This window comes from Bryocella sp. (assembly GCF_058498515.1).
Genome location: NZ_JBMHYI010000067.1, coordinates 25,342 through 37,434 on the forward strand (window position 1 = coordinate 25,342; position 12,093 = coordinate 37,434).

Sequence of the window (12,093 nt, forward strand, 5' to 3'; positions counted from 1 at the left end):
TCTAAAGAGTCCTGCGTTGAAGGCGTTCTGCGCGTGGTTCTAGCGCGCGTTTTCCCGCGTGCTCATGCTACCGGAACCATGCTGCCGCATGAGACGCTGGTGGTGCCAGACGTGGCGACGGTCACGGACGGTTGCGGACGTTCTTTTCGTGGCTGGTTTCAATACGTATTATAGTTCCGATTGGAAAACTGCCTGCCCCGATAGAGGGCTGTCAAGTCTCGAGGGAATTGCACCATGTCATCGGCTACCGACGAAAAAGTCTTTGCGGCTCTGAACGAGTTCTTCATCGAGATCCCCTCGTGGGGCTTCGCCAACACCGGAACCCGCTTCGGCAAGTTTTTGCAGCCCGCCGCCGCCTCCACCATCGAGGAGAAATTCGCCGATGCTGCCGAGGTCCATCGCCTCACTGGCGTGACCCCCACCCTGGCCCTGCACGTCCTCTGGGACCTCCCCAACGGCACCTCCGACGTCCCCAAGATCCAAAAGCTCGAGTCCGCCACCGGGATCCGCCCCGGCTCCATCAATCCCAATCTCTTCCAGGACGCCGAGTACAAGTACGGCTCCATCTGCAACCCAGATGCCAAGGTCCGCGAGCAGGCGCTCGCCCACCTGCTCGATTCCGTCGAGATCGGCAAAGCCCTCCGCTCTGCCGAGGTCTCGCTCTGGGTCTCCGACGGCTCCAACTACCCCGGAACCCAGAGCATCCGCCGCCGCATCGACTGGATGAAGGAAGTCCTCCGCGCTACCCACAAGGCGCTCTCGCCCGAGCAGATCATGCTCATCGAGTACAAGCCCTTCGAGCCAGCCTTCTACCACACCGACATCGCCGACTGGGGCATGGCCATGGAGCTCTCCCGCGACGCCGGCTCTCAGGCCCGCGTGCTCGTCGATACCGGCCACCACTACCAGTCCACCAACATCGAGCAGGTCGTCGCCTGGCTGCTCTCCTGCAATCAGCTCGGCGGTTTCCACTTCAACGACCGCAAGTACGCCGACGACGACCTCACCATCGGCTCCATCGACCCCTATCAGGTCTTCCGCATCTTTAATGAACTGCTTGTGGAGAAGACACTCCGCGGCGGCAAGCGCTTCCCGGCGTTCATGATTGACCAGAGCCACAACCTCAAGGGCAAGATGGAAGCCATGGTCCAGACCGTAGGCACCGCGCAGGAGCTCTTCGCCAAGGCCGCGCTTATCGACCAGGAGAAGCTTGCCGGTCTCCAGGATTCTTGCTCGCTCGTCGAAGCCGAAGAGCTCTACCGCGGAGCCTTCTGGACGGACGTCCGCCCCCTCGTCCGCGAGTGGCGCACCGCCCGCGGCCTGCCCGCCGATCCGCTGGCAGCCCTCCGCGACGGCGGCTACATGGAAAAGATCACCGCCGAGCGCAAAGAGAAGAACGCGACTGCCCAGAGCTCGTACGCTTGATCGCGCGTTCGTGGCGTTGCAGAAGCTGACGCAAGCCGGACCCCGCACCTCGACGAGATGCGGGGTCTTTGTCTTTCTCAGAACGGCCCCCAGCGGAGGAAATTGCCCGGAAGTCCGCGTTACGGAACGCAGAGGTCCGGCCCGTGGATAATGGTTCGACCCAGATTGCGTCCTTGTACCCGTATTGAAACGTCTGATGGAGGTGGACATGGCTCCCAAGAGCAAATCCAAGCGGCTCTACCTGATCCCCGTCCTGACCAAGGCGCTCGATATCCTCGAGCTACTGCAGAACGAGAACCAGCCGATGGTGCTGGAGGCGATCCACAAGCGCACCAAGATCTCCAAGACCACCGTCTACCGCATCCTCAAGACGCTGGTTCATCGCGGCTACGTTAGCCAGACTGGTGACCGCCAGTACCGCCACGTCGCGCGCCCCCGCAAGCTGCGCTTCGGATTCGGCGGCCAGAGCGCCGAGATGCCCTTCTCGCAGGCCGTCACCGCCAGCCTCCGCGAGGCCGCCGCCGCCGTGGGCATCGACCTCATCGTCCTCGATAACCGCTACGACGCCGACACCGCCATCGCGAACGCCGAACGCTTCATCTCGGAGCGTGTGGACCTGGTCATCGACTTCCAGGTCGAACAGCGCGCCGCGCCCATCATCGCCGACAAGATCGCCGAAGCCAAGATCCCCCTCATCGCCGTCGACATTCCGCACCCCCACGCGACCTACTTCGGCGTCGATAACTACCGTGCGGGCCTCGAGGCAGGCCGCGTGCTCGCCGACTTCGCCATCAATCACTGGGGCGGCAACGTCGACTGGATGCTCGGCCTGGACCTTAACGAGGCCGGCCCGCTCGTCCAGAGCCGCATCACCGGGGCCATGGAAGGCGTCAAGGCCCGCCTGCCAGATGTCCCCATCGAGTCCTTCGTGCGCGTCGATGGCCGCGGGCTCCGTGAGACGAGCTACAAGATCGTCCTCGAGTTCCTCAAGCGCCACCCCAAGGACAAACACATCCTCATCGCCGCTGCCAACGACACCTCCGCGCTCGGAGCTATTGCTGCCGCCCGCGAGCTCAGCCGCGAAAAGCATGTTGCCATCGTCGGCTCCGACTGTGTCGACGAGATGCTCCGTGAGATTGAAAAGCCGGACAGCCCCGCGCTGGCCTCCATCTCCCACGAGGTGCACCTCTACGGCCCTCGCCTCATTGAGCTGGGCCTCGCTATTCTTCGTGGCGAAACCGTCCCGCCGTACAACTACGTGCAGCACCGGGCCATCACCGCGGACGTTCTGCGCCGCAGCCCGGAGATGGTCGGCCTGCTCGGAGGTGGCCAAGCCGGCGGAAGCTCGTCCACAACCGAAGAGCCCGTGGCAGAGCCCAAAGCGAAGCCCACCCGCAAGCGTTCCGCAGCGCGAAATTCGGCCCCCTCCGCAACCGGCCGGTCAACCGCGGCGGAAGATAGAATGTCCCTATAGAAATCATTGCCCTATTGGTGTGGCGGAGACTATGCTGGTTCGCGGTGCCTTCGCGCGCGCAACCCTGCAAGCCGCCCGCCGCGACCTGAACCGACTACCGGAGATACAGAAGATCCATCATGGCTGATACACCGAAACTGCGATTCCTCGAAGACCGCTGGGACGATGCGGTCGCGTCCAAGCTCGATGCCCCGGAGCTCCTTCGCTACCGCTCCAACCTGCTCGGCTCGGACCTGCGCCTGACCAACTTCGGCGGTGGCAATACCAGCTCCAAGCTCGACCAGATGGACCCGCTGGATGGAAAGACGAAGAAGGTCCTCTGGGTCAAAGGCTCCGGCGGCGATCTCGGCTCCATCAAGCGCGCCGGCTTCGCGACCCTGTACCTCGACAAGGTGTTCGCGCTTGAGAACACCTATCGCGGTGTCGAATTCGAAGACGAGATCGTGGGCATGTACCCGCTCTGCACCTTCGGCCTGAACCCCGTCGCAGCCTCCATCGACACGCCGCTGCACGCGTTCCTTCCCGCAGCGCACGTCGACCACCTGCACCCCGACTGGGGTATCGCGCTGGCGGCCTCAGCCAACGGCAAGTTGAAGATGGAAGAGTTCAACCAGGAGTTTGGCCACAAGATCGCCTGGGTGCCCTGGCAGCGTCCCGGCTTCGAGCTCGCCATGATGCTCAAGCGCACCGTCGAAGCCAACCCCGGTTGCGATGGCATCGTGCTCGGCGGCCACGGTCTGTTCACCTGGGGCGACACGCAGCGCGAGTCCTACCTGAACACCATCACCATCATCGACCAGATCGGCCAGTTCCTGGCGCGTCACGCCGAGAAGAAGCCCGCGGCATTCGGCGGAGCGAAGTACAAGACCCACGCCGAGCGCGCGGCCATCGCCACCAAGCTGATGCCGATCATCCGCGGTGGCGTCTCGAAGAAACTGCGTTCCATCGGCACCTTCACCGACTCGGCCGATGTCCTCAACTTCGTCAACTCGCATTCGGCGAAGCAGCTCGCGCATCTCGGCACCAGCTGCCCGGACCACTTCATCCGCACCAAGATCCGCCCGCTCTTCGTCGAGTGGGATCCCTCGTCCGAGGTCAAGGATCTCGAAGCCAAGTTCGCCGAGGCGCTCGAGACCTACCGCGCCGAGTACGCCGAGTACTACAAGGCTCACGCTTTGCCCGAGTCCCCTGCGATGCGTGACGCCAGTCCCACCGTCGTGCTGGTGCCCGGCGTCGGCATGTTCAGCTTTGGCAAGAACAAGGCGGAGTCCCGCATCACCGGCGAGTTCTACACCAACGCCATTCACGTGATGGAAGGCGCCGGCTCGCTGGACGACAATGCCTGCCCGCCTGAGCTTCCACAAGCTGGCCCTGCGGCTCCTACCTCGGCCTTCGCCGTGCATCAGAACTACGTCGCGCTGCCTCCGTCCGAGGCCTTCCGCATCGAGTACTGGGCTCTCGAAGAGGCCAAGCTCCGCCGCCAGCCACCCGAGAAGGAACTTTCTCGCCGCGTGGTCCTCGTCGTCGGAGGCGCAAGCGGCATCGGCAGGGAAGTCGTCCTGCTAGCCGCAGAGCGCGGCGCCCACATCGTCGTCGCCGACCTCTCGCAGGAAGCTGCGCAGAAGGTCGCCGACGAAGCCAAGGCCATCGGCGGCAAGGAATGCGCCGTCGCCACGGCCATCGACATCCGCAAGCGCGACCTCATCAAGTCCGCGCTCGGTGCTGCGGTCGCGGCTTTTGGTGGCATCGACCTGCTCATCAACACTGCGGCCATCTTCCCGTCCTCGCCCGATGGCATCATCACTGACAGTCAGTGGGCGCTTACGCTGGAGATCAACGTCACGGCCAACTACCTGCTCACCGATGAGGCGATCAAGGTCTTCAAGCCGCAGGACCTGCCCTCCAGCGTCGTGCTCACCAGCTCGGCCAACGCGGTGGTCGCGAAGAAGGGCTCCGAGGCCTACGACGTCTCAAAGGCCGCGCTCTCGCACCTCGTGCGCGAACTCGCGGTGACCTACTCGCCGCTGCTGCGCGTCAACGGCATCATGCCCGCGACCGTAGTCAAGGGTTCCACCATGTTCCCGCGCGACCGCGTGAAAGCTTCGCTCTCGAAGTATGAGATTCCCTTCGAGGAGGCCGAGAGCGACGACGAGCTTCGCAACAAGCTCGCCACGTTCTACGCTCGGCGTACGCTCACGCATGTGCCCATCGACCCCAAGGACTGCGCCGAGGCGATCCTGTTTATCGGCGGCCCCAAGGCCCCGGTAACGACCGGTCACCTGATTCCGGTGGACGGTGGCCTCGTCGAAGCCTTCCTGCGCTAGATCGCGCGTCGCACACGACTACGAAAGTAGAGGTACGGGCTTCGGCCCGTACCTCATTCGTTGCAAGCCAGGCTCTACTGCGAGGGGCGCAGACCCCGGAGGCATCAACCTCAATGCTGAACCCCACCACCGATCCCCGCGCACTCGTCGCCATCGACCTCGGCGCGGAGAGCTGTCGCGTCTCGCTGCTTCGCTGGACCGCGGCCGGTCCGCGCATCGAACTCGTGCATCGCTTTCCCAATAGTGCAACGGAGACCGCCGACGGCCTGCACTGGAACCTCGAAGGCATCCTCGCAGGCCTCGACATCGGACTCCGCCGCAGCGCCGAGATCGCCACCGAAGGCGTCCGAGCCATCGCCATCGATGGCTGGGGCGTGGACTACGTTCGTCTCGGCAACGACGGCAAGCCCGCAGCCAAGCCCTTCTGCTATCGCGACGAACGCACGGTCGTCGCCGAAGAGTCGCTGAACGCGCGCATCAGCGTCGAGCGCATGCGCGAGATCACCGGCATCGGCATCCTGCGCATCAACACCGCCTACCAGCTCTTCGCCGACGAAGCTGAGCTGCGCACGCTGCCCTGGCTCAACCTGCCTGAGTACATCCTCTACGCTCTCGGCGGTCGTCCCGTCTCGGAGCGGACCCTCGCCAGCCATACGCAGATCCTCTCCATGCCCTCTGTCACCTCCCACGGCGAGTGGAGCGAAGAGATCGTCCGCGAGCTCGGCATCCCCTCCTCCGCGATGCCCGAGCTCGTCGATCCTGGCGCCGATGTCGGTCAACTCACCGGCCCGCTCGCCGAACTGCCTGCATTCCGCAACACGCGTCTCATCGCACCCTGCACGCATGACACCGCCTCCGCCATCGCCGCCATCCCCGATGCCGGCGATGACTGGGCTTACCTCAGCTCTGGCACCTGGTCGCTCATCGGCACGCTACTGCCGGAACCCAATAACTCCCAACGTGCGCGCGATGAGAACTTCACCAACCTCATCGGCGCGGATAACACGATTTGCTTCCACAAGAACGTGAATGGAATGTGGCTCCTCCGCCAGTGCATGGAGACGTGGGCCGCGGACGGCGAGAAGATCGAGATCGGCGCGCTGGTCGAAGCCGCATCGCAGATCGTAGTACCGGACTACGTCCTCGATGTCGACGATCCCGATCTGCTCCTCAGCGGTCGTATGCCACAGCGCATCAATGCGCAGCTCCACCGCCGCAATCTTCCCGAACTCAGCACCCATCCCGCCGACGCGCCTGCCGTGGCTGCGTTCCTGTTTCACTCTCTCGCGGCGCGCTATGGCGAGGTGCTTCGCTCCGTGCAAGAGATCACCGGCAAGAAGCTTACGAAGCTCTACCTCATGGGCGGAGGCAGCCAGAACCAGCTCCTCAATCGCCTCACGGCCGAAGCCACCGGATTAGAAGTCATCCGCGCGGGAATCGAGTGCTCAACTCTCGGCAATTTCGCCGTACAACTCGCCACGCTTGAGCCCAAAGATCCGGGTGAGACTCGTCCTACCGCCCATTGGGCCGCGAAGCTCCGCAAACTCGGAGCGATCAGCTAGCGCCAAAGAATCCACTCACGCCATCAGCTAGCCCAATCGGTTACGATGCTCGCGCACTTTCCACGCCCGATAGTTTGCACTCCGAACACGATCCAGCCTTCAGGAGAACTCCTCCATGAATCAGCTCACGCGCCGCCGCTTCGGCCAGAGCCTCATCTCGATCCCCGCCGCATGCCTCACAGCGCCCTCGGCCCTCGCGGCCCAGGCCGCCTCTTATGAAGGCGTCAAGCCCACGGGGCACCTCGGTGGCACAACCTTCGATGACTGGCCCAAGGGCTATGACCCGAAGGAACTGGGTCCCGCCGTCGCACTGCACTTTCTCGCGTCGCCACGCATGCTCGTACCCAACCAGCACTTCATCGTCTATCCCGAGGTCTGCGCCTGGTGGGGAGCCTTGGAGATCGCCAAGCTCACCAACGATACGGACCTCGTCGGCAAGCTGGCTGCCCGTTTCGAGCCGCTCTTCAACTCCGACGCGAGCTGGCTGCCTGAGCCGGGCAAGCACGTCGACCTGTCTATGTTCGGCTCGCTTCCACTCGAGCTGTATATGCAGACCAGGGACAAACGCTTCCTCGAGCTAGGCCTCAAGTACGCCGACGCGCAGTGGGCCAAGCCCGACATAAAAGGTCTCACCGACGAGACCCGCTTCTGGATCGACGACATGTGGATGATCACCATCGTCCAGCTGCAGGCGTATCGCGCTACCGGCGAGAAGAAGTACCTCGACCGCGCCGCCGTCGAGATGTCCGCGTACCTCGACAAGCTGCAGCAGCCCAATGGCCTCTTCTTCCACTCGCCGGACGTTCCATTCTTCTGGGGCCGGGGCAATGGATGGTTTGCCGCCGGCATGACCGAGATGCTCCGCGACCTTCCCAAGGACCACCCCGAGCACGCGCGCATCGAGAAGGGTTATCGCACCATGCTCGGGTCGCTGCTGCGCTACCAGACCAGGGACGGCATGTGGCGTCAGCTCATCGACCACGAAGAGTCCTGGCCCGAGAGCTCCTGCACAGGCATGTTTGCCTACGCCATGGTCACGGGGGTTCGCATGGGCTGGCTGGACCACGCACAGTACGCCGCCGCAGCCCGTCGCGCTTGGATCGGCCTCGTCGGCTACGTCGACCAGAACCTCGACGTGACCAACACCTGCGAAGGCACCAACAAGTTCAACGACCTCGACTACTATCTCCTCCGCAAGCGCAAGACCGGCGACTTCCATGGCCAGGCTCCGCTCCTCTGGACCGCTGCTGCCGTCATCCGCTAAGACCGCGCCTCAGGACAACGCAAAGGCCAGCTCGATTGAGCTGGCCTTTGCCATTGCGCCTTCAAACGTATCTAAGCCAGCGAAAATCCGCTCTTCTGCAGCGGCAGCGTACGAATTCTCTTGCCCGTTGCCGCAAAGATTGCGTTCGTCACCGCAGGCAACGCCGGCGGCAGCATAGGCTCGCCCAGCCCTGTCGGCGAATAGTCCGTCTTGCGGAAGTAGACCTCAACCTTTGGCGCCTGGCGCATCCGCAGTAGCGGGTGCTGCGGAAAGTTCGTCTGCTGCACCTTTCCCTCGGCCAGCGTGACCTCCTGCTGCAGCATCGAGAGGCCCTCCATGATGCCGCCGTAGCACTGGTTCTCCGCCGCGCGCGGATTGATGATCTGGCTGCCCACATCGCCGCACGCCCAGATGGTATGCACTGTTACGCGATTGCGCGCATCCACGCTCACCTCCGCGACCTCTGCAAAGTATCCAAGGTGGCAGAAGTACGCTGCGATGCCCATCCCGCGGTCGGGTTGCTTTGAGCGCTTGCGCCAGTTGGACTTCTCCGCAACCATCTCGAGCACACCCATCATCCTCTCAGGGATCAGGATGGCCGCGGGATTGCGGCTCGGCGGAGCCTGCGGGTTCTGCAGCAAAGGGTTGCTCCGAATCTCAAGCTGTACATCCAGCGGATCACGCCCCGCCTCGACCGCAAGCTCATCGAGGAAGCTCTGCCCGACCCAGCAGAACGCGTTCGCGCCTGGGGCTCGCAGCCATCCGGTGCGCAGGCGTAGAGGAATCGGCGAGCGGTATAGCCCATAGCTCGAGATACGGCCAGCAGGGAATTCGTCTGCACCGACGGCTGATCCAGCCGCAAACCGAGCCCCATCACCAAAGGTCACATGATGCTGCCGCCATGCCACAACCTTGCCGTCAGCATCCAGGCCTGCCTTCAGGTTCATGTATCCTGCCGCGCGATAGGCATCATGCGTGAAGTCGTCTTCACGCGACCACGTCAGCTTGATCGGTCCCGTGAGCTTCTTCGCCAGGTATGCAGCCTCCAGCATGTAATCGTTCATCAGCCGGCGTCCGAAGCCACCTCCCGCGCGGATCATGTGCACCGTCAGGTCGCCATCTGCGATGCCCAGCGTCTTGCGAACAGCCGCCGCACCCGGTGCGGGATTCTGGCTCTGTGTCCAGATCTCCAACTTGCCATCCTTGAACTGCGCGGTAGTGCCCATCGGTTCCAACGTGCCATGCGCAAGGAATGGGAAGGTGTAGTCGGCCTCAACGACCTTATGCGCGGACTTTAGCGCCCCATCAACGTCGCCATCGGCGCGCAGCGTGTTTACCGGCGGCTTGCCCAACGCCTCTGAAGCCTGCTTCGCAAACCCTTCGCTGCTCTGCGTCGCACTTGACCCAAGATCCCAATCGATCTTCAGCGCCTTGCGCGCAGTCTGTGCCTGCCACCACGTCTCGGCGGCAATCGCCACCCCCGGCTCCAGCCCCGACTCATTCGGCAGCACCCTATCGTTGGACAATGTGCTCTCGACCGACAGCACATGCTTCACGCCGGGCATCTTTGCGATCTCGGCCTCGTTGAAGCTCTTTACCGTGCCGCCAAACACCGGGCAGCGCTGGATCACCGCATGCAGCATCCCTGGCAGCTGGGTATCTATGCCAAAGATAGGTTTGCCGGTAGCGATCGCCCGGGCGTCCACACTCACGCGCGATGTTCCAATGATGCGATAGTCCTTCGGATCTTTCAGCTGCACCTTGTCCAACGCGGGTGGCGTAAGCTTTGCCGCGCGCTCGGCAAGCTCGCCATAACCCGCACTGCGTCCTGAAGCTTTATGCACCACGCGGCTAGGCTCGGTCGAGCACTCTGACGCCGGCACCCCCCACTGCTCAGCAGCCGCAGACACCAGCACCTCGCGCCCTGCCGCTCCAATCCGCCGCAGCGGCTCCCACGCATTCGGCGTGGAAGTGCTTCCGCCTGCGGACTGCGAGCCATATAGCGCCTCGTTATAATCCGCCTGCTCGATCTTCACGTGCGCCCAGTCGGCATCGAGCTCCTCCGCAATCATCATCGGAAGGGAAGTCTTCACGCCCTGTCCGATCTCTGCGGTGCGAGCCTTCAGCGTGATCGTGCCATCGGGTGCGATCTTGATGAAGGAGTTCGGCACGAGGCTCAGCGCACCAGGGCGTTGCGCAAACATGCCCATAGGCTCATAGAGACCCAGCAGAAAGCCTCCGCCAGCAGCTGCCGAGATCTGCAGAAAGCTGCGGCGCGAAAGGGGCGGCATCGTCATGACGCTGTTCATCTGCCCGCCCCTTTCGCCGTGGAAGTCCCGGAGCCCTCTACGATCTTGCCCGCGGCATGATGAATCGCCTCGCGGATACGCGTGTACGTTCCGCAGCGGCAAAGGTTCAGGCTCATCGCCGCATCGATCTGCCCGTCTGTCGGTTGCGGCGTCTTCGCCAGCAACGCCGAGGCGGCAAGGATCTGTCCCGCCTGGCAGTAGCCGCACTGCGCCACATCAAGATCCACCCAGGCCTGCTGCACCGGATGCAGCACATCCCCGATCGCAAGGCCTTCGATCGTCGTGATGGTGCTATCGCCGACCGTCGCGAGCGTCGTCTGGCAAGCCCGCACCGGATGACCGTCCAGCAACACCGTGCACGCGCCGCAGTAGCCGACGCCGCAGCCGTACTTGGTGCCAGTCATCTGCAGGTTATCGCGCAGCGCCCACAGCAGTGGCGTGTCGTCGGCCGCGTCAACCGTCTTCTGCTCTTTATTGATCAGAAGCTTGAAAGCCATACACGTCTACCTCGCAGAATCGACGGAGACAGGATTTGTCCGAGCGATTTTGCGGCGAGTATAGCAGCGGGCAACGACGTCGTCAGTGATGGCATGCAGAGCGCGCCAGCATAGGAAGCCTACACGTCCCGCTTTGAAGCGATAGGGTTTCAGACCCGCCCCAAAATACACTGCACATTGATGCCCTAATGCCCGTACGTATCCGCGTAGCTGCTGACCTTGCCCTTGAACAGCCAGTACACCGTCGTGAAATAAACCCCCGCCAGCACAATCCCGATGCTCCACCACACCAGCCCCACTCGCAGTGAATGCGGCCCCGCCAGCGCGTTCGCCATCGTGATGTCCGACTGGCTGCCCAGCGTCGATGGCAGCAGCACAGGATACAGCCCCGCAGCCGCGCCACACATCATCGCTGTGAGCAGGGCACACGAGGCGAGGAACGCTCGCAGCTCATTTCCCCTATGAATGAAAATGGGCAGCAGTACCAGGCAAATAGCCACCGCGATCGGCGCGAGGAACTCCGCCGGATGTTTTTCGTAATTCGCCAATGAGTTCGGCCGCGCGACCACCGTCAAGGGAATCGACACGATGCATCCGATCACCACCGCTGGGCCCAACCGCTTCGCCAGCGCGTAGCAGCGATCATGCAGACCGCCTTCGGTCTTCAACGCAAGATACAGCGACCCATGCAGCGCCAGCGCCAACAGCGCCAGCACGCCCCCCAGCACTGTGTACCAGTCCAGGATGCCCGGGTGCTCCCCAGTCCGCCAGTTCGTCCACAGCGAAAGATAGAAGTAGTTGTCCGGGCCAATGGGAACGCCACGGATCACATTCGCCAGCGCCGCTCCGAAGAAGATGATCAGCAAACCGCTGGAGAACGCGAACACCACGTCCCAGAACGAGTGCCACATCGCATCATGCACATGGCCGCGCAGCTCCACCGAAAGCCCACGCAGGATCAGCAGCCACAGCACAATCATCAGCGGCATGTAAAAGCCGCTGAACGCCGACGCATACAGTAGCGGAAACGCGAAGAACAGCGTGCCTCCCGCCGCCAGCAACCACACCTCGTTGCCGTCCCACACCGGGCCAATCGACTGGTAGACCTGCTTGCGATCCTCCTCGCTTCGAGCCACCAGCAGCATGATTGCGCCCACGCCCAGGTCGAAGCCATCGAGCACTACATATGCGGCCAGCATCACCGCAACGATCCAGAACCAGAGCAATCCCATGATGTT

At 63.1% G+C, this 12,093-nt stretch carries 8 protein-coding genes; 5 read left to right on the top strand and 3 right to left on the bottom strand.

Annotated elements, in window-relative coordinates; genetic code table 11:
• Positions 1–234: 234 nt before the first annotated feature.
• The 5 genes from AC5E6W_RS20025 to AC5E6W_RS20045 all read left to right on the top strand — a co-directional run bounded on the left by AC5E6W_RS20025 (position 235) and on the right by AC5E6W_RS20045 (position 8,049).
• On the top strand, positions 235–1,425 hold the full coding sequence (locus AC5E6W_RS20025; protein ID WP_491754108.1) for a sugar isomerase: 1,191 nt from the start codon (positions 235–237) through the stop codon (positions 1,423–1,425).
• A 208-nt stretch (positions 1,426–1,633) separates the two neighbouring features.
• Positions 1,634–2,899: a substrate-binding domain-containing protein gene (locus AC5E6W_RS20030; RefSeq protein ID WP_491754109.1), complete on the top strand. Its 1,266-nt coding sequence runs from the start codon at positions 1,634–1,636 to the stop codon at positions 2,897–2,899.
• A gap of 119 nt (positions 2,900–3,018) precedes the next feature.
• The gene (locus AC5E6W_RS20035) at positions 3,019–5,223 is read left to right on the top strand and encodes a bifunctional rhamnulose-1-phosphate aldolase/short-chain dehydrogenase (RefSeq protein WP_491754110.1); all 2,205 of its coding nucleotides are present in this window, start codon (positions 3,019–3,021) and stop codon (positions 5,221–5,223) included.
• 113 nt (positions 5,224–5,336) lie between these two features.
• Complete coding sequence (locus AC5E6W_RS20040; protein WP_491754111.1) at positions 5,337–6,785, top strand: rhamnulokinase; 1,449 nt, start codon at positions 5,337–5,339, stop codon at positions 6,783–6,785.
• A 115-nt stretch (positions 6,786–6,900) separates the two neighbouring features.
• On the top strand, positions 6,901–8,049 hold the full coding sequence (locus tag AC5E6W_RS20045) for a glycoside hydrolase family 88/105 protein (protein WP_491754112.1): 1,149 nt from the start codon (positions 6,901–6,903) through the stop codon (positions 8,047–8,049).
• Between the two features lie 71 nt (positions 8,050–8,120).
• On the opposite strand, the gene AC5E6W_RS20050 is transcribed toward AC5E6W_RS20045, so the two are convergent.
• The 3 genes from AC5E6W_RS20050 to cydB form a co-directional block, all read right to left on the bottom strand.
• On the bottom strand, positions 8,121–10,346 hold the full coding sequence (locus AC5E6W_RS20050) for a xanthine dehydrogenase family protein molybdopterin-binding subunit (protein ID WP_491754113.1): 2,226 nt from the start codon (positions 10,344–10,346) through the stop codon (positions 8,121–8,123).
• A gap of 8 nt (positions 10,347–10,354) precedes the next feature.
• Entirely contained in the window at positions 10,355–10,855 is a 501-nt protein-coding gene (locus tag AC5E6W_RS20055) for a (2Fe-2S)-binding protein (protein ID WP_491754114.1), read from the bottom strand.
• Between the two features lie 185 nt (positions 10,856–11,040).
• A complete protein-coding gene (cydB, locus tag AC5E6W_RS20060; RefSeq protein ID WP_491754115.1) occupies positions 11,041–12,087 on the bottom strand; it encodes a cytochrome d ubiquinol oxidase subunit II in 1,047 nt (348 codons plus the stop codon).
• Positions 12,088–12,093: the final 6 nt, after the last annotated feature.